Source organism: Pseudomonas sp. 5.2 (assembly GCF_059025405.1).
The window spans coordinates 88,459-109,224 of sequence record NZ_JBYBHH010000011.1; the positions used below are offsets into that span (position 1 = coordinate 88,459).

18 protein-coding genes and 1 tRNA gene are annotated in these 20,766 nt (G+C 64.4%); 11 read left to right on the top strand and 8 right to left on the bottom strand.

The genetic code is table 11. The annotated features are described in order from the left end of the window. Nucleotides 1-24: 24 nt before the first annotated feature. Both AC5PZ0_RS17715 and AC5PZ0_RS17720 read right to left on the bottom strand, forming a co-directional pair. A tRNA-Met gene (locus tag AC5PZ0_RS17715) sits at nucleotides 25-101 on the bottom strand. A 95-nt stretch (nucleotides 102-196) separates the two neighbouring features. Further along, nucleotides 197-1,120: a FecR family protein gene (locus AC5PZ0_RS17720; RefSeq protein ID WP_493855449.1), complete on the bottom strand. Its 924-nt coding sequence runs from the start codon at nucleotides 1,118-1,120 to the stop codon at nucleotides 197-199. A gap of 192 nt (nucleotides 1,121-1,312) precedes the next feature. On the opposite strand from AC5PZ0_RS17720, the gene AC5PZ0_RS17725 reads away from it, so the two are divergent. The 3 genes from AC5PZ0_RS17725 to AC5PZ0_RS17735 all read left to right on the top strand — a co-directional run bounded on the left by AC5PZ0_RS17725 (nucleotide 1,313) and on the right by AC5PZ0_RS17735 (nucleotide 4,265). Continuing rightward, nucleotides 1,313-2,527 carry an MFS transporter gene (locus AC5PZ0_RS17725; RefSeq protein ID WP_493855413.1) on the top strand — a complete coding sequence of 405 codons (1,215 nt, stop codon included), beginning with the start codon at nucleotides 1,313-1,315 and terminating at the stop codon, nucleotides 2,525-2,527. A gap of 358 nt (nucleotides 2,528-2,885) precedes the next feature. Then, a complete protein-coding gene (locus AC5PZ0_RS17730; protein ID WP_238217442.1) occupies nucleotides 2,886-3,029 on the top strand; it encodes a hypothetical protein in 144 nt (47 codons plus the stop codon). 78 nt (nucleotides 3,030-3,107) lie between these two features. Continuing rightward, nucleotides 3,108-4,265, top strand: a complete 1,158-nt coding sequence (locus AC5PZ0_RS17735; protein WP_027594504.1) for an MFS transporter — start codon at nucleotides 3,108-3,110, stop codon at nucleotides 4,263-4,265. A gap of 11 nt (nucleotides 4,266-4,276) precedes the next feature. On the opposite strand, the gene AC5PZ0_RS17740 is transcribed toward AC5PZ0_RS17735, so the two are convergent. Next, entirely contained in the window at nucleotides 4,277-5,233 is a 957-nt protein-coding gene (locus AC5PZ0_RS17740) for a FecR domain-containing protein (RefSeq protein WP_493855414.1), read from the bottom strand. After that, nucleotides 5,220-5,735 carry a sigma-70 family RNA polymerase sigma factor gene (locus tag AC5PZ0_RS17745; protein WP_493855415.1) on the bottom strand — a complete coding sequence of 172 codons (516 nt, stop codon included), beginning with the start codon at nucleotides 5,733-5,735 and terminating at the stop codon, nucleotides 5,220-5,222. The genes AC5PZ0_RS17740 and AC5PZ0_RS17745 overlap by 14 nt, the downstream gene beginning before the upstream one ends. A 172-nt stretch (nucleotides 5,736-5,907) precedes the next feature. Here AC5PZ0_RS17745 and AC5PZ0_RS17750 point away from each other — a divergent pair, with 172 nt between their 5' ends. From AC5PZ0_RS17750 to AC5PZ0_RS17760, 3 genes are all read left to right on the top strand, one after another. Beyond that, complete coding sequence (locus AC5PZ0_RS17750) at nucleotides 5,908-6,534, top strand: DNA-3-methyladenine glycosylase family protein (RefSeq protein ID WP_265969013.1); 627 nt, start codon at nucleotides 5,908-5,910, stop codon at nucleotides 6,532-6,534. 148 nt (nucleotides 6,535-6,682) lie between these two features. Next, entirely contained in the window at nucleotides 6,683-7,741 is a 1,059-nt protein-coding gene (gene ada, locus AC5PZ0_RS17755) for a bifunctional DNA-binding transcriptional regulator/O6-methylguanine-DNA methyltransferase Ada (RefSeq protein WP_493855416.1), read from the top strand. Between the two features lie 56 nt (nucleotides 7,742-7,797). Further along, a complete protein-coding gene (locus AC5PZ0_RS17760; protein WP_027594499.1) occupies nucleotides 7,798-10,200 on the top strand; it encodes a DUF3772 domain-containing protein in 2,403 nt (800 codons plus the stop codon). Nucleotides 10,201-10,315: 115 nt separating this feature from the next. On the opposite strand, the gene AC5PZ0_RS17765 is transcribed toward AC5PZ0_RS17760, so the two are convergent. The 4 genes from AC5PZ0_RS17765 to AC5PZ0_RS17780 all read right to left on the bottom strand — a co-directional run bounded on the left by AC5PZ0_RS17765 (nucleotide 10,316) and on the right by AC5PZ0_RS17780 (nucleotide 15,127). Next, nucleotides 10,316-11,533 carry a DUF3422 domain-containing protein gene (locus tag AC5PZ0_RS17765; RefSeq protein ID WP_493855417.1) on the bottom strand — a complete coding sequence of 406 codons (1,218 nt, stop codon included), beginning with the start codon at nucleotides 11,531-11,533 and terminating at the stop codon, nucleotides 10,316-10,318. A gap of 167 nt (nucleotides 11,534-11,700) precedes the next feature. Continuing rightward, complete coding sequence (locus AC5PZ0_RS17770) at nucleotides 11,701-13,131, bottom strand: aldehyde dehydrogenase family protein (protein ID WP_493855418.1); 1,431 nt, start codon at nucleotides 13,129-13,131, stop codon at nucleotides 11,701-11,703. Nucleotides 13,132-13,144: 13 nt separating this feature from the next. Then, nucleotides 13,145-14,644: a purine-cytosine permease family protein gene (locus AC5PZ0_RS17775; protein WP_493855419.1), complete on the bottom strand. Its 1,500-nt coding sequence runs from the start codon at nucleotides 14,642-14,644 to the stop codon at nucleotides 13,145-13,147. A 93-nt stretch (nucleotides 14,645-14,737) separates the two neighbouring features. Continuing rightward, nucleotides 14,738-15,127 (bottom strand): YybH family protein, encoded by a 390-nt coding sequence (locus AC5PZ0_RS17780; protein WP_493855420.1) that lies wholly within the window; start codon nucleotides 15,125-15,127, stop codon nucleotides 14,738-14,740. Nucleotides 15,128-15,606: 479 nt separating this feature from the next. On the opposite strand from AC5PZ0_RS17780, the gene AC5PZ0_RS17785 reads away from it, so the two are divergent. The 5 genes from AC5PZ0_RS17785 (at nucleotide 15,607) to AC5PZ0_RS17805 (ending at nucleotide 20,764) form a co-directional block, all read left to right on the top strand. Further along, complete coding sequence (locus AC5PZ0_RS17785; RefSeq protein ID WP_027594493.1) at nucleotides 15,607-16,626, top strand: transporter; 1,020 nt, start codon at nucleotides 15,607-15,609, stop codon at nucleotides 16,624-16,626. Nucleotides 16,627-16,716: 90 nt separating this feature from the next. Further along, nucleotides 16,717-17,337, top strand: coding sequence for an isochorismate family cysteine hydrolase YcaC (ycaC, locus tag AC5PZ0_RS17790; protein WP_027594492.1), 621 nt, complete (start codon nucleotides 16,717-16,719; stop codon nucleotides 17,335-17,337). A 238-nt stretch (nucleotides 17,338-17,575) separates the two neighbouring features. Then, nucleotides 17,576-18,394 (top strand): polyphosphate kinase 2, encoded by an 819-nt coding sequence (ppk2, locus tag AC5PZ0_RS17795; RefSeq protein WP_265969877.1) that lies wholly within the window; start codon nucleotides 17,576-17,578, stop codon nucleotides 18,392-18,394. Nucleotides 18,395-18,430: 36 nt separating this feature from the next. Next, nucleotides 18,431-19,627 (top strand): monovalent cation:proton antiporter-2 (CPA2) family protein, encoded by a 1,197-nt coding sequence (locus AC5PZ0_RS17800; RefSeq protein WP_099428306.1) that lies wholly within the window; start codon nucleotides 18,431-18,433, stop codon nucleotides 19,625-19,627. A 39-nt stretch (nucleotides 19,628-19,666) separates the two neighbouring features. Next, nucleotides 19,667-20,764 carry an AI-2E family transporter gene (locus AC5PZ0_RS17805; protein ID WP_493855421.1) on the top strand — a complete coding sequence of 366 codons (1,098 nt, stop codon included), beginning with the start codon at nucleotides 19,667-19,669 and terminating at the stop codon, nucleotides 20,762-20,764. The last annotated feature ends 2 nt before the right edge of the window (nucleotides 20,765-20,766 follow it).

Below are 20,766 nucleotides of genomic sequence, written 5' to 3' on the forward strand. Positions count from 1 at the left end.
TTTCGGTAAGCCCTTTATCATGTTTGGTGGCTACACAGGGACTTGAACCCCGGACCCCAGCATTATGAATGCTATGCTCTAACCAACTGAGCTATGTAGCCAATGGCGCGCATTATTCCCTTGTGATGCCCCTCTGTCAACACTCATTTCAAAAAAAATTTGCACGCTTTCAAAAACTTAGCCGCCAGGCCCGCCTTCAGCGAACGATCAGCCAGTGCCCGAGCATGCTGTGCAGCTGCAATTGCTGGGCGCTGGCCAGTGCGGCGAGGCTTTCGGCAGGGCGGTCGAGGTTGAAATCGCCGCTCACGCGCCGATGGGCGGTGTGTGCGTCGAGTATCCACAGGCGTTCGCCCTGGTAGCCGGCCAGGCGTTCCAGCACCTGCCCAAGCGGCATATCGGTGGCGCGCAGGCGGCCGCTGCGCCAGCTGTCGGCAGTTTTCAGATCGGTTTTTTGCACAGTATCGATTCGTGTGCCGTCGAAGCTCACCCGTTCACCCGCCGAGACCAGGCGCTGCTCGCCGGCCTGCACAACCATGGCCTTGCCACTGAGCACCACCAGCTCGTCGTGGTGCGCATAGCGCGCGATTTGCAGCCGGGTGCCAAATACCTGGATGCGCGCATCGCCCACTTCTACCTCCATGGCCCGGCCGTCGAGCAGGACCTCCAGGTAGACCTGGCCTTGTACCAGGTGCAACTGGCGGGTACGGCCACGCAGGTCGACGTTCATCGCGCTGGCGCTGTCCAGGTGCAGGGTCGAGCCGTCGGGCAGGCGCAGGCTACGGCGTTCGCCCACGTCGGTGTGCAGTTCGCTGCCCAGGCGTTGCATCAGTGGCCAGTACAAGTAGGCCAAAGCGCCCAGCACCAGCAAAAACAGCAGCGCCAGCCATTTGCCCAGGTGGCTGCGGCGCGTGTTTGTCTGCCGCGGTCGGGGCCGTGCCGGTGGCGGTTGCAGCTGTTGCCAGAAGGTTTCCAGTTCAGCGTAGGCTTGGGCGTTCTGCGGCGCCTGGCACCAGGCGGCAAACACCTGGCGTTCGCCTTCGTCACAGCCGGGCTGACGCAAACGGGAAAACCACTCCAGGGCTTCCTGCTGAGGGTCGGGCTGGAGTTGCTTGGCGGGCATCGGGCTCATGGGATCGGTCTGCTCACGATAGGGGCCGTTTCGCCCAACGATGACAGGGGAATGAGTCGAGGATGCTAATTATATTGAGAACCATTTACAAGTACGTTTCGACGGAGGGATAAAAAAGGTAGCTATGTATCTATTTGTTTCCCGATAATCGGATCCCAAACCTGCGGACGGAGATTCAGGCACATGGCCATCAGTAGCACCTCCACAGCGTCCACCAGCGCAGCGGCGAACCCTGCCAACCCGTTGGTGATGCGCATCATCGGCTTCTGCGCCCTGGCGCACTTGATCAATGACCTGATCCAGTCGGTGCTGCCGGCGATCTACCCGATGCTCAAGGCCAACTACGACCTGAGCTTCGCCCAGATCGGCATGATCACCCTGACATTCCAGATAACCGCCTCGCTGCTGCAGCCTTGGGTCGGCTTCTTTACCGACCGCCGGCCCGCCCCCAACCTGCTGCCGATGGGCACCCTGTGCACGCTGGTGGGGATCGTGATGCTGGCTTTTGTCGGCAGCTTCCCGATGATTCTGCTGGCCTCGGCGCTGGTGGGCATTGGTTCGTCCACCTTCCACCCAGAAACCTCGCGCATCGCGCGGTTGGCCTCGGGCGGGCGTTTTGGCCTGGCCCAATCGACCTTCCAGGTAGGCGGCAACACCGGCTCGGCGCTGGGGCCACTGCTGGCGGCGGCGATCGTCATCCCGTTCGGGCAAACGCACGTGGCCTGGTTTGGCCTGGCGGGGCTGTTCTTCTTCGCCGTGACCCTGATGCTGCGTAGCTGGTACAAGGAGCACCTCAACCAGGCCAGGGCCCGCAAGGCGGTGCAGGCCACCCATGGCATCTCGCGCAAGCGGGTGATCGCGGCGCTGATCGTGCTAGGCCTGTTGGTGTTCTCGAAGTACTTCTACATGGCCAGCTTCACGAGCTACTTCACCTTCTACCTGATCGAAAAGTTCGACGTCTCGGTGGCCAGCTCGCAGCTGCACCTGTTCCTGTTCCTGGGCGCGGTGGCGGCCGGTACCTTCTTCGGCGGGCCGATCGGTGACCGTATCGGGCGCAAAGCGGTGATCTGGTTCTCCATTCTGGGCGTGACACCGTTCACCCTGGCGCTGCCGTATGCCGACCTGTTCTGGACCACCGTGCTGAGCGTGGTGATCGGCTTCATCCTGGCCTCGGCGTTTTCGGCCATCGTGGTGTATGCGCAGGAGCTGGTGCCGGGCAGCGTGGGCATGATTGCCGGGATCTTCTTCGGGCTGATGTTCGGCTTCGGCGGCATTGGCGCGGCGCTGCTGGGCTATGTCGCGGACTTGCGCGGTATCGAGTACGTGTATGGCGTGTGCTCGTTCCTGCCGTTGTTCGGGTTGTTGGCGGTGTTCCTGCCGTCTACCGGCAAGCGTTGAGCCTGTAAGGGCTGCTGCGCAGCCCAATCGCCGGCAAGGCCAGCTTCCACAAGAAGACAGTTGTTCCCACAGGTAACTGCGCAGGCTCAGACCTTGTGAGGAGCCTGTGGGAGCGGGCTTGTCCCGCGAATGGGGCTACGCGGTGCATGGCACCGGCTTCGCCGGTGTTCGCGGGGCAAGCCCGCTCCCACGTCAATTTTTAGAAAATTGCGCTAGGACAGTTGCTCCTGCAAGGAGCCGCCTTGCCGAGCACAGGACTGGCCGGAATAGGTCGTGCGGCGGCCCCCTGATGATTGACGGCCCGACCACCGTTAGCCTAGAGTGCCGCCTCTTTTCTCCAACCTGCGTAGTCAAAGCAATGCGCCGTAACCCGTCCCTCCCACCTGCTCGCCAGCCTGCACTCCAGGCCCTGCGTCGTGCGTGGCCGAGCGACACGGTGCTCAAGCGTCGGCGCAGCGTGCTGTTTGCCTTCACCTTCTCGCCACACCTTGCCCTGAACTGATCCGCGCTTTTGCGTCGTCCGCCGTCCCGGCGTGCGCGCTCGTGTTTGCTCGTCTTTTCGGTTTGCAAGGAGTGGTAAATGAACATGCGTTTGCTGGCGGGCCTGTTGTTCGCCGTGTCGGTGGTGGGCTTCAGCCTGGGGGCCAGCCTGCCGTTGGTGTCGTTGCGCCTGCATGAGGCCGGCGCAGGCACGCTGGAAATCGGCATTATTTCGGCCATCCCGGCAGCTGGGATGATGCTTTCTGCATTCATGGTCGACGCCTGCTGCCGGCGCCTGACCCGGCGCACCATCTACTTGCTGTGCTTCAGCCTGTGCACCGTCAGCATCGCCTTGCTGGAGTCGGCTTTCGACTCGATCTGGCTGCTGGCGTTGCTGCGCTTGGGCCTGGGCATCGGCATGGGTATCGCCATCATTCTCGGCGAGTCCTGGGTCAACGAGCTGTGCCCCGAGCACAATCGCGGCAAAATCATGGCCCTGTACGCCACCAGCTTTACCGGCTTCCAGGTACTCGGCCCGGCAATGCTGGCCGTGCTGGGCGCCGACAGCCCATGGATCACCGGCGTGGTCACCGCCTGCTATGGCCTGGCGCTGCTGTGCATCGTGCTGACCGTGCCCAACGACTACGTCGAGCATGAAGAAGGCGAAAAAAGCTTCGGCCTGGCCGGGTTCTTCCGCGTGGCGCCGGCCTTGTGCGTGGCGGTGCTGTTCTTCTCCTTCTTCGACGCCGTGGTGCTGTCGCTGTTGCCGGTGTACGCCACCAGCCACGGCTTTGCCGTGGGTGTGGCGGCGCTGATGGTGACGGTTGTGTTTGCTGGCGACATGCTGTTCCAGCTGCCTTTGGGCTGGTTGGCCGACCGGGTCGAGCGCACTGGGCTGCACCTGGTGTGCGGCCTGGTGGCGATGCTGATCGGCATCGGCCTGCCGTGGCTGCTGCAGATGACTTGGTTGCTGTGGCCGCTGCTGGTGGTGCTGGGCGCAGTGGCGGGGGGCATCTATACCTTGGCGCTGGTGCTGATCGGGCAGCGCTTCAAAGGGCAGGACCTGGTCACGGCCAATGCCAGCGTCGGCTTGCTGTGGGGTGTGGGCAGCCTGATCGGGCCGCTGGTCAGTGGCGCGGCGATGGATGTGGCACCGCACGGGTTGCCGATGGCGCTGGCGATCATGGCAGGGTTGTTCGTCTGTTTTGCCCGGCAGTCGTACCGGCGGGCAGGGCGCTTGCGTGCGGTGGCGGACTGACCACGCGGGGTTCAGGCGGCGTCGATGCTCACCCAATAGCGTGTGCGGTACTCGACCCGCACCGGCAGGCTGCGCGTGAGCAATTGCAGAATCTGCCCGGTATCGGCCAGCTGGTAGGTGCCGGAGACCTTGAGGTTTGCCACTTCGTCGGCGCAGCGCAGCAGGCCCGGGCGGTAGCGGGCCAGTTCGGCCGCGAATTCGCCCAGCGGCATCTGCTGCACGCTGAGCACGCCGTCGGTCCAGCCCCACGGGTCGCTGCGCAGGCTCACGGCCTGCAAGCTGCCGTTGGCCTGCACCTGCAAGGTTTCGCCAGCCTGTACCAACCGCGCTGAAGGCGACGCGGGGAACAGTGTGACCTCGCCACGGCGTACGGCCACCAACAAGCCATTGTCGTTTTCGCGCAGCAGCAGTTGGCCGTCGAGTGTGCCCAAGGTGCCGACACGGGTATCGATGCGGAAAGGGCGGCTGTCGTTGGCGTTGGCGTCCAGGCTAACCTCGCCCCGTATCAGTTCGAGCAGTCGTTGTTCGCTGCTGTAGTGCAGGTCGATGGCACTGGCGGTGTTGAGCTGGATACGGCTGCCATCACTGCCTTGCAATTGCCGACGCTCACCCGCCGCGGTGCTGCTGTCGGCCAGTAGCTGCGGCAGGCCCAAGGGCGCGCGTGCGGCCCAGCCCAGGCTGCCGCCAACGGCCAACAGCGCCAGCAGCTTGAGGTGGTCTCGGCGGCTGCTGTGCTGGCGCTGGCTGGCGTCGAGGGTGCGTCGGCTCAGTGCCTTGGGCAACCCGGCCAGCTCGTCGCTGAGGCTGCTGACACGCTGCCAGGCCTGAGGGTTTTGTGGGTGGCTGGCCAGCCATTGCTGGAATTGCCGCTCGGTACGCGGGCTGGGGGTGTCGAAGCGCAGTTTCACCAGCCAGTCGATGGCCTGGTCGACCTGGGTTTGCGCGGGGGCGTTCTCAGCGTTCGACATAACGCAACCGGTAGCAGACACCCAAAGCCTTGGCCAAGTCGCGCTCGATGGTCGCGCGGGACACATCCAGCTGCTGGGCGATCTGCGCGATGCTCAGCCCGTCGATCTGGGCCAGCAGAAAGGCCTGCCGGACACGCGGCTTCAACGCCTGCAGGGCACGGTCGAGGCGTTCCAGCGTATCGAGGATGACCAGCCGGTTTTCCTCGCTGGGCACTTCGGCTTCCGGCAGGTGGGCCAGGCTTTCCTGATAGGCCCGCTCCAGGGCGCGGCGGCGGAACTGGTCGATCATCAGCCCCCGGGCGATGGCGCTGAGGTAGGCGCGGGGCTCCTTGAGCGGTGAGGCCTGACGGGCACGCAACACCCGGACGAAGGTATCCTGGGCCAGGTCGGCGGCATGCTCATGGCACCCGACCCGGCTGCGCAGCCAGCTACTTAGCCAGGCGTGGTGGGACTGATAGAGCAGAGCGACCTTGGTGGGCTTGAGCGTGTCGTTGATCTGCATCGTATCGAAGGCCTGATCCCGTGAGCGTGCGCGATTGTGAATAGTTCTCAATTCTATGCGGGTAACGCGCCGCAGAGCAATGGTATGCCAGGAATTAGCCGCGCAAGATCCGGCGTTTCGCCGATGAACGGTTGGGCTAAGCTAGGCCTCTAGTCGACGTGTTGGAGCCGCTATGATCCTGGCTGACCTTTCGCCCGAAGCCTACCGGGAAGCTGCCCGCTACCTGGCCGACTCGGACCCGGACTGGGCACGGCATATCGCAGCGATCGGGCCGTGCCTGCACCAGGCGACGCCGGGACGCGAGCCTTATGAGGCGCTGGTACGGGCGATTGCCTACCAGCAGTTGCATGCACGCGCTGCCGAGTCGATTTTGGGCCGGCTGTTGGCGCTGTTCCCTGAAGGCGGCTTTCCCGCACCGCAGCAATTGCTGGCCGTAACGCCAGAGGCGATGCGTGCGTGCGGCTTTTCGGCGAGCAAGGCAGCCACGGTTCAGGGCATTGCCCAGGCCCGCCTAGCGGGTGTGGTGCCCAGCCGCGAGGAGGCGCTGGCCATGCCCGATGACGCGTTGATCGAGCGCCTGGTGGCCTTGCGCGGGGTAGGGCGCTGGACGGTGGAGATGTTGCTGATCTATTGCCTTGAGCGTTCGGACATTCTGCCGGTCGACGACTTCGCGGTGCGTGAGGGGTATCGTCGGCTCAAGGGGCTGGAGAAAGCACCGACGCCGGCGCAGATGCGCTCGCTGGGCGGTGGCTGGCGCCCGTTCCGGACCGTGGCGGCCTGGTACCTGTGGCGGGCCTGAGGTATTTGCTGTGCCTGCACCGGCCTCTTCGCGGGCAAGCCCGCTCCCACAGGTACACCACGGGTCCCGATGACAGTGGAGACCTTGTGGGAGCGGGCTTGCCCGCGAAGAGGCCGGTACAGGCGATAAAGATAAGAGGTAACCCGCGATGAAACCCTACACAACCGCCGAACAACGTTGGCAGGCCGTGCAGGCTCGCGACGGCAACGCCGCCGGTCACTTCGTCTACGCCGTGCGCACCACCGGTATCTACTGCCGCCCTGGTTGCAAAGCGCGCATGGCCAAGCGCGAAAACGTCGAGTTCTACAGCGATGCCGCCGCAGCCGAGGCTGCGGGTTACCGGCCCTGCAAGCGTTGCACCAGCGCGAGCCGTGCCACTGCAACCCGGCGTAGCGAACTGGTCACCCGCGCCTGCCGCCTGCTCGAGGGCGACGAGATTTCGCCGAATCTCGACCAACTCAGCGCACAACTGGCCGTCAGCCCCTTTCACCTGCACCGCCTGTTCAAGGCCGAAACCGGCTTGACCCCCAAGGCTTACGCTTCGGCGTTTCGTGCCAGGCGCCTGCGCGAGCACCTGGACAATGATCAGCGCTCAGTCACCGATGCCATCTATGACGCCGGCTACAACTCCAACAGCCGCTTCTACGAAAGTGCCGAGCAACGCCTTGGCATGCGCCCCAAGGCCTACCGGGCCGGCGGGCAAGGGGCGACTATTCGCTTTGCGCTGGGCCAGTGTTCGCTGGGGGCGATATTGGTGGCGCAGAGCGAGAAGGGCATTTGCGCGATCCTGCTGGGTGATGACCCCGAACCACTGCTGCACGCGTTGCAGGACCAGTTCCCCAATGCCCGGCTGATAGGCGGCGACAACGAATATGAACGCGTGGTCGCCGAGGTGGTGGGCTTTGTCGAAGCGCCGGCACTGGGCCTGGCGCTGCCTTTGGATGTACAAGGCACGGCTTTTCAGGAGCGGGTCTGGCAGGCCCTGCGCGAGGTCCCGGCCGGCTGTCGGGTCAGTTACACCGACATCGCCGAGCGTATCGGCGCACCCAAGGCGGTGCGCGCGGTGGCCATGGCCTGCGCCGCCAACCGCATTGCCGTGGCCATCCCGTGCCACCGGGTGGTCCGCCGCGATGGCGATATCAGTGGCTACCGCTGGGGCGTCGAGCGCAAGCAGCAACTGCTCAAGCGAGAAACGGCACTCTCCTGATCGCCTCAAGCCGCGTAGAATCCCCCGCCAAATCGAAATGTATAGAGGAATGTTCGATGAGGCGTGTCAGCCTTGCCCGTTATTGCCTAGGCGTATTGGCCCTGATGGTGGCATTGGCCACCCCGGCCTGGTCCGCACCGGCCACGCCAGTCTCCAGCCTGGCCGCTGCCGAACTGCCGGTGCTCGAAGAAAACGCGAGCCTTGAGCAACTGAATGACCGACTCGACGAGATCCGCCAGGGCGTCACCAGCAACGCCAATGACGACGTGCTCTCGCAGTTGCGCCAGGCCGCCATGCAGGTTCAGCGTCAGGCCGATGCACTCAGTGCGCTACGGACCACCGACGTCGAGGGCCTGGACGACAAACTCAAGGTGCTTGGCCCGCCCCAGCCGGACGAGACCGCGACCATCACGCTTCAGCGCAAGGACCTCGAGGCGCAGAAAAAGTCCGTATTGGCCGAGCAGGAGCAGGCGACCAAGCTGACCCAGTCGGCCCGCGACCTGTCCACGCAGATCGTCAACCTGCGCCGCAGCCAGTTCAACTCGCAGGTCACCAGCCGCGCGACCAGCCCGCTGACCCCGGCGTTCTGGCAATCGCTGATCCGCCCTACCGCTGAAGACCTGAGTCGCCTGCGAGACCTGCGCGGCGAGGCGGCCGATGCCGTGGCCAGCGCGTTCAGTGCCGAGCATCGCTGGTTGTTCCTGACCAGCCTGGTGGCGGCAATCCTGGTCTGGACCTTGGTCCGTCGCCTGCTCGAACGCCTGCTGGCAGACGCCATGATCCGCTGGCTGCCGGAAGGCCGCCTGCGCCGCAGCGCCTTGGCCCTGAGCGTCAGCCTGGCGACGCTGGGTACCATCGCTGGCTCCGTGTCGCTGCTGCGCTGGGGCCTGGAAAGCAGCGCCGAGCTGGGTTCGGACATCGCCAGCCTGACCAACCATATCCTTACCCTGGTGGTGTTCAGCGCCTTCATTTCGGGCCTGGGCCGCGCCATGTTGATGCTGCAGCGCCCGTCCTGGCGCCTGCCGCCGATCCACGATGAAGTGGCCAGCGCCCTGGGCTGGTTCCCCAAGCTGCTGGCCCTGGCATTGATGGTGCTGCTGACCCAGGAGCGCATCAACAGCGTGATCGGCACCAGCCTGGCGCTGACCGTGGCCACCAACGGCCTGACCGCGCTGGTGGTGGCGGTGATTTTCTCGGTGGCCTTGCTGCGCTACCGCCGCACCTTGCGCAAGCATGACCTGGAGCGCCCGACCGGCCTGGCGGGGCTGATCCCCTTCGTCATCGTGGTGTGGGTGGGGCTGATCGTGCTGGCACTGCTGGCCGGCTTCCTGACCCTGGCCTACTTCCTGACCGCCAAGTTGCTGTGGATCAGCGTGGTGGCCACCTGTGCCTACCTGTTGACCACCTTCCTCGGTGACCTGTGCGAGACCCTGCTGTCGCCTCGTCAGCCCGGTGGCCTGGCCTTGGCGTCGACACTGGGCCTGGCGCCGCGTCATCAGGCTCAGGCCAGCACGATTCTCGCCGGCATTGGTCGCACTGTGTTGCTGTTCCTGGCGGTACTGCTGGCCTTGACGCCGTCGGGCACCAGCCCCGGCGAATTGCTGCTCAGCCTGGGGGATTGGGACGATACCGGCGGCAAGATGCTCGGCAACATGAACATCGTGCCGCAGGACATCCTGTTGGCGGTGGTGATGTTCTTCGGCGGCATGTTCGGTATTCGTGTGCTCAAGCGCTGGTTGAGTGAGCGCCTGTTGCCGGAAACCGACATGGACGCCGGCATGCGCGCCTCGCTGGTGACGCTGGTGGGTTACCTGGGCTTCCTGTTCCTGGCCATGCTGGTGATGTCGACCCTGCGCATCAACCTGACCAGCCTGACTTGGGTGGTGAGTGCGCTGTCGGTCGGTATCGGTTTTGGTCTGCAGCAGATCGTGCAGAACTTCATCTCCGGCCTGATCCTGCTCACCGAGCGCCCGGTAAAGGTGGGCGACTGGGTCAGCCTGGCCGGTGTCGAGGGTGATATCCGCCGCATCAACGTGCGCGCCACCGAGATTCAGATGTCTGACCGCTCGACGGTGATCGTGCCCAACTCGCAGTTCATCTCGCAAAACGTGCGCAACGTGACCATGGGCAATGCCCTTGGGGTGGTCAGCATTACCCTGACCTTGCCGCTGGAAACCGATGCCAACCGTGTGCGGGAGTTGCTGCTGGCGGCGTACCAGGAGCACGAAGCGATTCTGGATGCACCCGCGTGTTCGGTGTCGTTCAAGGACCTGACCACCAGCGGCATGGTCATTGGCGTCAGTGGTTACGTGGCGGGGCCGCGGCAGGTGTCGGGCACGCGCAGTGACCTGCTGTTCACCATTCTTGGCCGGTTGCGCGATGAGGGTATCCCGCTGTCGTCGCCGCAAAGCATGGTGTTGGTGCAAGAGGGCGCGCGCCCGGCTGACGAGCCGGCGTGAAGCCGGGGCCGCTGTGCGGCCCATTCGCGGGCAAGCCCGCTCCCACAGGTTCTGCGCTAGCAGGGGCCTATAGGCGCGGGCTTGCCCGCGAATGGGCTGCACAGCAGCCCCGGTTTCAATGCTGCTTGGCCTGCCTGATCCTCACCAGGATCACCAACAGCACTAACAGCACTGGCGGCGCCATCGCCAACAACCCATCCCTCGCCGTCAGCCCCACCCCCAGCACGTTCAGCCCGCCATACAGCAGCTTGAACAGGTTCAACAGGTAATAGGTGATGGCGATGATCGACAGCCCCTCCACCGCCCGCTGAATCTTCACCTGGGCGTCGGCCCGGGCATTGAGGCTGCGCAGGATCTCTGCGTTCTGCTCTTCCATCTCCACCTGCACCCGGGCCTGCAGCAGGTCCCCCAGGTTGGCGACATTCTTCGCCAACTGCTCCAGCCGTTGCTCGGTGGCTGCGCAGTAACGCACCGTAGGCTTGAACCGGCGTTCGATGAACACGCCCAACCGCTGGCAATCGCCCACGTGGCTTTCGCGCAGTTCCGCCAACCGCTCAAACACCAGTTGCGCATACGCCTGGGTGGCGCCGAAGCGGTGGCGGGTCTTCACCGTGTGGCTGACCACCTGGCGCGAGAGCAGGGCGATGGCGTCGAGCAGCCCCTTGGAGTCGTGGCCATCGCCGCCGGCGCTGCGTTCGGACAGGCTCACCAGGGTCTTGTCGAAGGCGTCCAGCTCCTGGCTCAGGGCCTTGGCTGTGGTCAGGGTCAGCGAGGCCATCATGCGGTAGGTTTCGATTTCCAGCAGACGCCGGATCATGCGGCCCTGGCGGTAGGCATTGAGGCGGCGATTGATGAACAGGAAGCGGTTGGTACCGTCCTCGGTCAGGCGAAAATCGCTCCACACCGACGCATCGCCACCGCCCACACAGGAGCCGCAGGGGTCTTTGAAGCCATAGTGGCTCAGGTCGAGGTCCTGTTCGTCGCGGACCAGTACTTGCACCGCATTGATCACCTGCGCCGTTTGCGGGGCGATGGCTTCGGCCAGCACCTGTGGCAGGGCTTGCCACTCGGTGTTGTCGGTGGAGCAGGGCACCACCAGGGTCAGGGTGAAGAACTCGGTGTGCCGTTCCCATTTGAACGGGTGCCCGTCCAGCCGGGTAATGCCCTGCGCTGCGTTGATGTCCTGCGCCTCTGGGCAGCAGCGTTGCAGCAGCGCCGCACACGCTGCATCGCCGCCGAGCAAGGCGAGGTGGAAGACATGGGCCGGGCCGTCGAAATACAGCGACGGGCGAGCGTGCAGTTCGTTGTGCAAGGCGGTGCGTTGAGGGTGCATGGTGGTCCGGCCTGGTGTTGTGATTGTGGGGGTACCAGGAAGTGGGACATTGCGCGATGACTGAAAAGTCACGTGGCCATGAGGGCCTTTGTGAAACGGAATCAAGCGCAAAGCAAAAGCCCCTTGTGACATCCGTCAGCAAGGGGCTTCTTGACCAGCCGCTGGGGTTAACCCAGGCAGCGCGTCACATGCTTCACCGAGAGGTACCCCGACAACCCCCAGGGCCCGAGCTCGCGCCCGATGCCGCTGCCTTTGGTTCCGCCCCACGAGGTCTCGACGAATACTGCCTGCACCGAGTTGATCCACACGTGGCCAACTTCCAGCGCATCGGCAACGCGTTCGGCGCGTTCCAGGTCGGCAGAGCAGACCGTGGCCACCAGGCCGAAGCGGCTGTCGTTGGCTTCGGCGATCGCCTGCGCTTCAGTGGTGAAGCGCCGTGCACACAGCACCGGGCCGAAGATCTCTTCGGTCCACAGGCGGCTGTGGGCCGGGACGTCCACATACAGCGTGGGGCTGACGAACCAGCCGTCACGGTCCAGCGCTTTGCCGCCGGCCAGGCATTGCAGGCCCTCTTCGCGTGCGGTGGCGAAGTAGCTGGCAACCTTCAGCCATTGCGCCTGGCTGGTCAGCGGCCCCATGTCCACTTCTTCGCTCAACGGGTTGCCCACCCGCAGGTTCTCCAGTGCCGCCTGCAAGCGCGGCAGCAGCGCATCGGCGATGCCGTCCTGCACCAGCAGGCGTGAGGTGGCCGAGCACATCTGCCCGGCGTTCCAGCTGATACCGGCGACAATCCATTCCACGGCCTGGTCGACGTCGCAATCATCGAACACCACGATCGCCGACTTGCCGCCCAACTCCAGCGTCACGGGCCGGCATTGGGCAGAAGCGCTGCGCATCACCTGGCTGCCAACACTGTTGCTGCCGGTGAACGACAGCTTGTCCAGGCCTGCGTGGTTGCTCAGCGCCGCGCCGGTTTCGGCCTTGCCGTTGACGATGTTCAGCACGCCAGCGGGCAGGCCGAGGGCCTCGGCGATCTGGCCGTAAGCCTGCTCGATCAGCGGGGTGATTTCCGAAGGCTTGAGCACCACGGTGCAGCCTGCGGCCAAGGCGGGGGCGAGCTTCCAGGCGCTGGTCACCAGCGGGAAGTTCCACGGCACGATCAAGCCGACCACGCCGACCGGTTCCAGGCGGGTGCGGGCGGTGAAGCCGGGCGCGGCCAGGGGCACGTCGCGGTTCTTTTGCGGCAACTGCTCCGCCAGGTCGGCGTAGTAGTTGAAGGTGGCAATCGCGTCGTCCAGGTCGATTTCGGCCTCGTGGCGCGGCTTGCCGTTGTTGCGCATCTGCAGGGTGATCAACGCTTCACGGCGCTGCCCGAGTTGCTCGGCGAAACCGCGCAGGTACGCTGCACGTTCGCTGGCGCTGGTCTGCTTCCAGGTCGGCAGGGCTTCGCGCGCGGCGGCCACGGCTTGGTCGACCTGGGCAACGCTGGCGGCCATCAATTCGGCGAAGGGCTGGCCCAGTGCAGGGTCATTGACGCTGATGCAGTCGCTGCCTTGGCCTTCGACCCAGCGGCCGGCGATGTAGTGAGAAGTGGTCATGGGCAAATTCCAGTCAGGCCATTTCGGCAGTGATTACCGGCGCATGCGAGGTGCTTTTGCAGCGCACCCAGCGCGGGCCATTGGGCCCATACACGCCAGCAGGTTCAGGGAACAGGTTGAGCAGGGCGAGGTACAGTACCCCCGCCAGCCCCAGGGTTACCGGCAGGCTCAGGTCGATGCCGCCGGCCAGGTCGCCCAGCGGGCCGACGAACTGACCCGGCAGGTTGACGAAGCACAGGCCGACTGCCGCGCTGGGGATCCACGCCCCCATGCCGCGCCAGTTCCAGCCGTGCGTGAACCAGTAGTGGCCGCCGCGCTGGCCACGGGTGAACACCTGCAGGTCATCGGCATGGTAGAAGCCGCGACGGGTGATCAGGCCGAGGATCATGATCACCATCCATGGGCTGGTGCAGGTGATGATCAGCACGGCGAAGGTCGATACGCTCTGCACCAGGTTGAAGGTGAAGCGGCCGATGAAGATGAAGCCGATCGCCAGCACGCCGATCAGCAAGGTGGCGGCGGCGCGGCTGAGCAGGCGCGGGAACACGCTGGACATGTCCAGGCCCGTGCCGTACAGCGCGGTGGTACCGGTGGACATGCCGCCGATCACCGCAATCAGGCACACCGGCAGGAAGAACCAGCTCGGCGAGATCGCCAGCAGGCCGCCGACATAGTTGTTGGCCGCGATGTAGTCAGGCGCCTGGCTGGCGACCAAGGTGGCGGTGCACAGGCCGAACAGGAACGGGATCAAGGTCGCGGCCTGGGCGCCGATCACCGCCAGCATGATGCGCGACTTGGGCGTGGTCCGCGGAATGTAGCGCGACCAGTCGCCCAGGAACGCACCGAACGACACCGGGTTGCTCATGGCCAGGATCGCCGCACCGACGAAGGCTGCCCAGAAACCCGCTTGGCCAAGGTTGACGCTGCCGGCGTAGCCCGCATCGAACGGCCCGGCGAAGGCTGCGATGCCCAGCAAGAACAGCAAGCTCGACGCCCACACCGCAATCTTGTTGACCCACAGCATGAAGCGGAAGCCAAAGATGCACACCACCAGGACCAACACCGCGAACAGGCCATAGGCCAGGCCCAGGGTGAGGTCGGTTTCCGGTAGGCCGGCGAGGCGTTTGGCGCCACCCACCAGGGCATCGCCCGAGCTCCACACCGACAGCGAGAAGAACGCCACGGCGGTGAGCAGCGACAGGAACGAGCCGACGATACGCCCGTGCACGCCGAAGTGCGCGCCCGACGACACCGCGTTGTTGGTGCCGTTGAGCGCACCGAACAGGCCCATGGGGGCGAGGATGATGGCGCCGATGCCGACCCCGAGCAAAATCGCCCAGACCCCGGCCTGGAACGACAACCCGAACAGCACCGGGAAGCTGCCCAGCACGGCCGTGGCAAAGGTATTGGCACCACCGAAAATCAGGCGGAACAGGTCAAGCGGGGAGGCGTGGCGTTGGTCGTCGGGAATCTGTTCGACGCCGTTGGTCTCGATACCGGTCGAGTGGCTCATGGTGATACTCCAGCGCGGTTGTTGTCGCCCGGCGCAGTGCGCGGGCCTTATTGTGGGTGCGATGGCAGAGCGGCAAGGCCGCGTAAAAGAGGATCAGGCGGTGGTGACGACCGACAGGTGTTCATGGCAGGCCAACCAGCGCTCGCCCTGGCGGCGAAAGACGATGGTTTCGCGCTCGGCCAACTGGTGCTCTTCACCGGCGATGCGGATGTGCGTGGCTACATCGTGCATGAAGATCGCCACGTCACCTTGCAGGCTCACTTGCGCATTGCCCGACTCACACGCCAGCACGGCAAAACCGTCGGCCTGCCACTGGGCCCACACGGCTTCATAAGCGCCACGCGACAACAGCGGCTGCGCCAAGGTGTGGAAGAGGAAGGTGGCGTCTTCGCTGAAACAGGCGAAGTAGCGGGCGGTGTCGTTGCGGGCAAAGGCATCGATGAGGTCGGCGGCGGCTTGCCGTACCTGGAGTGTCTGGTCCACGGGAGTGGCCTCACGCTTTTTGTGATTGTGGTGAGCGATTCTGGTGGCGCTTGGCGGGTGGAAAAATCGCTGGGGGCAAATAATCAGTTCAGGAAAGTGTGAAGTGAGTGGCGGGTGCTCGCCTTAGCTCATTTGGCGTTGTTGAGATCGGGCGCCGCCCGCGCGGCGCATCGCGAGCAAGCTCGCTCCATTTGTTTCGGGCCAGTCACGGCTGTGCCTGCGAGCGCGACTGCCTTGTTTGTACGTCTCGATATCAAGGCGGGCGCCAAGGAGCCGCGCGCCCATGGCTCAGGATAATTGGCCCGAAACAGATGTAGGAGCAGCCTTGTGCTGCGAAGCGCCGCGCGGGCGGCGCTCGATCTCAACAGCACCAAAAGAGGTGCGTCATGCACTTCAAATCCAAACCCGCTGTCATCGAACTGCAACCTACATCCCGCAACCTTTCTGCCATCAACCTCAATGCCTCATTGCGAGTTCGAATGGGTCATCCCGCGCTGCATCCGCAACAGGACCATGACCTGTTCGGCCTGCTTTATGCTTTTGCCTTCCGCCCAGGCCAGCCCGGTCGCGAGATCGATTCGGCGCAGTTGCTGCGCAAGCTTGGCGAACCGCCTGAGCCCGACGAATTTTTATGGCTGCACCTGAACCTGGCCCATGCCGCTTGCGAGCGCTGGCTGCGTGCCCACCTGACGCTGCCCGAGGCGTTTTTCGAAACCTTGCGCGAGGGCTCCCGGTCGACCCGTATCGAACATGCCGATTCGGCCCTGTTGGCGGTGGTCAACGATGTGGTGTTCAACTTCGGCCTGGTGTCGTCGGACATTTCCACGCTGTGGGCCTGCGCCAGCAGCCAGCTGCTGGTGAGCGCGCGTTTGCAGCCGTTGCATTCGGTCGACAAGCTGCGCTCGTCGGTCAAGCGAGGCGAGCGCTTCCATTCGTCCATCGAACTGCTGGTGCATCTGCTGCGCGACCAGGGCGATGTGTTGACCCAGATCGTGCGCGAAACCACCACCAGCGTCGATCGCATCGAAGACCAGTTGCTGTCCCAGCGCCTGAGTGACAACCGCGCCGAACTCAGCAGCATGCGTCGGGTACTGGTGCGCTTGCAGCGCCTGCTGGCGCTCGAGCCTGGGGCCCTGCTGCGCCTGCTCAACCGCCCACCGGACTGGCTGCAGGAACAGGACATGCGCCAGCTGCGCGCGGCGACCGAAGAGTTCACCCTGGTGATCAGCGACCTCACCGCCCTGGGTGAGCGGATCAAGTTGCTGCAGGAAGAGATCGCCGCCAAGCTCAACGAACAGACCAACCGCACCCTGTTCACCCTGACGGTGGTGACCGTGCTGGCGCTGCCCATCAACATCATCGCCGGCTTCTTCGGCATGAATGTCGGTGGCGTGCCGCTGTCGGACGACCCACATGGCTTCTGGGTGCTGGTGGCACTGGTGGCGACCTTCACCGTGCTGGTGGGGCGCTGGGCGTTTCGCAAGCGGCGTGAATACTGACGGCGGCATGCGCCCCGACTGACGGTCTCCGCCATGCCTGATCCTTGCCTACGCTGATACTCCCCATCTGCTGATGCAAGGAGCTTCACCATGGCCTTCCAATACAAGCGTCTGGACAAGAACAACGCCGCAGTCCTGCTGGTCGATCACCAGGCGGGTTTGCTTTCGCTGGTGCGTGACATCGACCCGGACCGCTTCAAGAACAACGTCCTGGCCCTGGCAGACCTGGCCCAGTACTTCAAGCTGCCGACCATCCTCACCACCAGCTTCGAAACCGGCCCCAACGGCCCGTTGGTCCCCGAGCTCAAGGCGCAGTTCCCCGATGCCCCCTACATCGCTCGCCCCGGCAACATCAACGCCTGGGATAACGAAGACTTCGTCAAGGCCGTCAAGGCCACGGGCAAGAAGCAACTGTTGATCGCCGGTGTAGTGACTGAGGTCTGCGTCGCGTTCCCGGCACTGTCGGCACTGGAGGAGGGCTTCGAGGTGTTCGTCGTCACCGACGCCTCTGGCACCTTCAACGAATTGACCCGCGATTCGGCCTGGCGGCGCATGGAGGCTGCCGGGGCACAACTGATGACCTGGTTCGGCGTGGCCTGCGAGCTGCACCGCGATTGGCGTAATGACGTCGAAGGGTTGGGGACGCTGTTCTCCAACCACCTTCCCGATTACCGCAACTTGATGACCAGTTACGACAAGCTGGCCAAGTAGCGCCCTGCCTCGCACGGTGGACGGCTCTGTGTAGGAGCAGCCTTGCGCTGCGAAGAGGCCGGTGTAGCACAGAGCATCTTTCAGGCAGTCACCGGCCTCTTCGCAGCGCAAGGCTGCTCCTACACACAGAGACCGAGCAAGCCATGCCTGAGCAGGCTCGGCGCGGGAGTAATAAGCGAAGCGGCAAACCGCCATGGATCGACCATACTGAGTCTTCATTCGCCAGCGGGAGCGAGCCATGTCGAAGTCAGCCAGGAAGAAGGACCCTCAGGCACAGCCCGAAAAATTGGGCGGCAAGGCCTACGAGAAGGCGCTCAAGCACCTTCACGTCGAGTTGGTAAAGCTGCAGGAATGGGTCGTGGCCAAGGGCCTGAAGGTGTGCATCGTCTTTGAAGGCCGCGATGGTGCGGGCAAGGGCGGGACCATCAAGGCCCTCACCGAGCGGGTCAGCCCGCGGGTGTTCCGTGTGGTGGCGCTGCCGGCGCCGACCGAGCGGGAAAAAACCCAGATGTACGTGCAACGCTACCTGGGCCATCTGCCTGCTGCAGGCGAGGTGGTGATCTTCGACCGCAGTTGGTACAACCGCGCCGGTGTCGAGCGGGTGATGGGGTTTTGCAGCGATGAACAGGCCAACAAGTTTCTCACTGTGGTGCCGTTGTTCGAGAAGATGATGGTCGAGTCGGGGATCATCCTCATCAAGTACTGGCTGGAGGTCAGCGCCGAAGAGCAGACCCGCCGCCTGCAGGACCGCATCAATGACGGTCGCAAGCTGTGGAAGCTGTCCCCGATGGACTTGAAGTCATATACCCGCTGGGATGACTACACCAAAGCCCGCGATGACATGTTCGCCGCGTCGGATTCCTCCTGGGCGCCATGGTTCATGGCCCACTCCAACGACAAGCGGCGCGCACGGCTGAACATCATCAGCCACCTGCTCGGCCGCATTCCTTACAAGGACATCACCCGCGACCAGGTCGTGAAATTGCCCAAGCGCGGCAAGGTCGGCAAGTACAAGGCGGTGAACTACCCGTTCAAGGTTGTCGAAGCGCGTTACTGACCCCATCCCCGCGGGGAGCCTACAGGGTGTAGACCTATGCCACATGACGGCAGCTTGCTCCAGGCAACGGTGGTGTTCCTCTTGGCCGTGGTACTGCTGGTGCCACTGGCGCAGCGTTTGAAACTGGGGGCCGTGCCGGGGTATCTGCTGGCCGGCATCCTCATCGGCCCTTCGGTGCTGGGTTTGCTGGGTAACCCGGATAACGTCGCACGCCTGTCAGAGATGGGCGTGGTGATGCTGCTGTTCGTCATTGGCCTCGAGCTTTCGCCACGCCGCCTGTGGACCATGCGCCGGGCGCTGTTCGGCGTTGGCTCGTTGCAGGTCGGGCTGACCGCCGCGGTGCTGGGCCTGCTCGCCTTTTGGCTGTTCGGCCAATCGAAGGCGGCGGCCGTCGTGCTGGGGCTGGGGCTGGCCCTGTCGTCCACGGCGTTTGGCTTGCAGGTGCTGGCCGAGCGCAAGGACCTGGGCAAGCCGCACGGGCGCCTGGCGGTGGCGATTCTGCTGTTCCAGGACATTGCCGCCATCCCCCTGATTGCCGTGGTGCCCTTGCTGGGCGGGGATGTCAGCCGCGCCGATGAAGGGACGTGGCCGCTGGTGGGCGTGGCGGTTGGCATCGGTGTGATCATTGTGGGTGGCCGCTACCTGATGACCCCGGTCTTCAAATGGACAGTCGGCTCCGGGTTGCCGGAGTTGTCTACCGCTACCGCGTTGCTGGTGGTACTGGGCACCGCTTGGGTAATGGAGCATGTCGGCATCTCGATGGCGCTTGGTGCGTTTCTCGCTGGCGTGTTGATGGCCGAGTCGCCGTTCCGTCACGAGCTCGAAACCCAGATCGAACCCCTCAAAGGCCTGTTGCTTGGGCTGTTCTTCGTCGGCGTGGGCATGAGCGCCGACTTGCGCCTGTTGTTCGGCATGCCCTTGGCGGTGCTGGGGCTCACGCTGTTGCTGGTGGGCGTCAAGCTGCCGCTGTTGGTGGCTTTGGGCCGTACGGCCGGTGGGCTGAACCGGCCCCAGGCGTTGTGCCTGGGGGTGGTGTTGGCGTCTGGCGGTGAGTTTGCGTTCGTGGTGTTCAAGCTGGCGCTTGCGCACCAAGTGCTCGAGCAGCAGGTGCATGACCTGTTGGTGCTGGCCATCACCCTGTCGATGGCGGTGGTGCCGTTGGTGATGATGGCCCTGAGCCGACAGTTGCGCGACCCCGACGCCACCCGCCCCACGCCTGAAACCGACCACTGATTCGCGCCAAGACGGCGTACGACTGTTCGGAGGTGAAGCATGCAGCCGAGTTTCAAGCTGGACAGTGCCCTGTCGCAGGGCTTGCTCGATGTCTTGATCAAGGCAGGCTTGGTGGCTGCCCTGGTGATCTTCTCCTTCCAGGTGTTCCAGCCCTTCCTCGAGCTGATGCTGTGGGCGGTGATCCTGGCCGTCACGCTGTACCCGCTGCACGGCCGCATCACGCGGCGCTGGGGGCTCAAGGACGGCTATGCGGCGACACTGGTGGTGCTGCTGGTGCTGGTGGTGTTGCTGGTGCCGATCTACCTGGTGGTGGTGTCGATCACCGAGTCGGTGGACAGCATGCTGACGCTGCTCAAGAGCGGCGCCTGGAGCGTGCCGACACCCCCCGAGTCGGTGGCTTCCTGGCCGTTGATCGGGCCGCGCCTGTATGCCTTGTGGCTGGCAGCATCCGAGAGCCTGAGCGAGGTGCTCAACAGCATGATGCCGCAGCTCAAGGACGCCGGGCGTGTGCTGCTGGGGGCTGCGGCCAGTGCCGGGGGGGCGTTTTTGATGTTCATCGCGGCGATCATCATCTCGGGGGTGATCATGGCCTTCGGCGCGCGTGGCGAGCTGGCGGCGCAGCGCATTGCCATGCGCGTATCCGGCGAGCAGCGCGGCAGGTCGATTGCCAAACTGTGTACCGCCACCATTCGCGCTGTTGCCCAGGGCGTAATCGGCATCGCCTTCATCCAGATGCTGCTGATCGGCGTAGGCTTTGTCATCAAGGGCGTGCCGGGGGCGGGAATGTTGGCGATTGCCATCCTCATGCTGGGTATTGCCCAGGCGCCGGCCACGCTGATCACGCTACCGGTGATCGCCTACGTGTTCTATGCCGAGGGCTTCACCCTGGCGACCATCGTGTTTGCCGTTTACACCTTCGTTGCCGGCCTAGCTGACAATGTGCTCAAGCCCCTGCTGCTGGGGCGCGGGGTCGATGTGCCGATGCCTGTGGTGCTGATCGGCGCGCTGGGCGGCATGGTGGTCAAAGGCATTATCGGCCTGTTCATCGGCCCGGTGATTCTTGGCGTGACCTACGTATTGTTCTGGCAATGGGTCGCGCTGCAGGTACCCGAAAACCCTGTCGAACCGTCGGCCTGAGC

Coding starts and splice junctions, on each gene's coding strand:
- AC5PZ0_RS17765 (WP_493855417.1), bottom strand. CDS start 11,533: ATGCACCCTCAACGCACCGCCTTGCACAACGAACTGCACGCTCGCCCG.
- AC5PZ0_RS17745 (WP_493855415.1), bottom strand. CDS start 5,735: ATGCAGATCAACGACACGCTCAAGCCCACCAAGGTCGCTCTGCTCTAT.
- AC5PZ0_RS17760 (WP_027594499.1), top strand. CDS start 7,798: ATGAGGCGTGTCAGCCTTGCCCGTTATTGCCTAGGCGTATTGGCCCTG.
- AC5PZ0_RS17750 (WP_265969013.1), top strand. CDS start 5,908: ATGATCCTGGCTGACCTTTCGCCCGAAGCCTACCGGGAAGCTGCCCGC.
- AC5PZ0_RS17770 (WP_493855418.1), bottom strand. CDS start 13,131: ATGACCACTTCTCACTACATCGCCGGCCGCTGGGTCGAAGGCCAAGGC.
- ppk2 (WP_265969877.1), top strand. CDS start 17,576: ATGTCGAAGTCAGCCAGGAAGAAGGACCCTCAGGCACAGCCCGAAAAA.
- AC5PZ0_RS17720 (WP_493855449.1), bottom strand. CDS start 1,120: ATGCCCGCCAAGCAACTCCAGCCCGACCCTCAGCAGGAAGCCCTGGAG.
- AC5PZ0_RS17725 (WP_493855413.1), top strand. CDS start 1,313: ATGGCCATCAGTAGCACCTCCACAGCGTCCACCAGCGCAGCGGCGAAC.
- AC5PZ0_RS17730 (WP_238217442.1), top strand. CDS start 2,886: ATGCGCCGTAACCCGTCCCTCCCACCTGCTCGCCAGCCTGCACTCCAG.
- AC5PZ0_RS17785 (WP_027594493.1), top strand. CDS start 15,607: ATGGGTCATCCCGCGCTGCATCCGCAACAGGACCATGACCTGTTCGGC.
- AC5PZ0_RS17735 (WP_027594504.1), top strand. CDS start 3,108: ATGAACATGCGTTTGCTGGCGGGCCTGTTGTTCGCCGTGTCGGTGGTG.
- AC5PZ0_RS17740 (WP_493855414.1), bottom strand. CDS start 5,233: ATGTCGAACGCTGAGAACGCCCCCGCGCAAACCCAGGTCGACCAGGCC.
- ycaC (WP_027594492.1), top strand. CDS start 16,717: ATGGCCTTCCAATACAAGCGTCTGGACAAGAACAACGCCGCAGTCCTG.
- AC5PZ0_RS17800 (WP_099428306.1), top strand. CDS start 18,431: ATGCCACATGACGGCAGCTTGCTCCAGGCAACGGTGGTGTTCCTCTTG.
- AC5PZ0_RS17805 (WP_493855421.1), top strand. CDS start 19,667: ATGCAGCCGAGTTTCAAGCTGGACAGTGCCCTGTCGCAGGGCTTGCTC.
- AC5PZ0_RS17775 (WP_493855419.1), bottom strand. CDS start 14,644: ATGAGCCACTCGACCGGTATCGAGACCAACGGCGTCGAACAGATTCCC.
- ada (WP_493855416.1), top strand. CDS start 6,683: ATGAAACCCTACACAACCGCCGAACAACGTTGGCAGGCCGTGCAGGCT.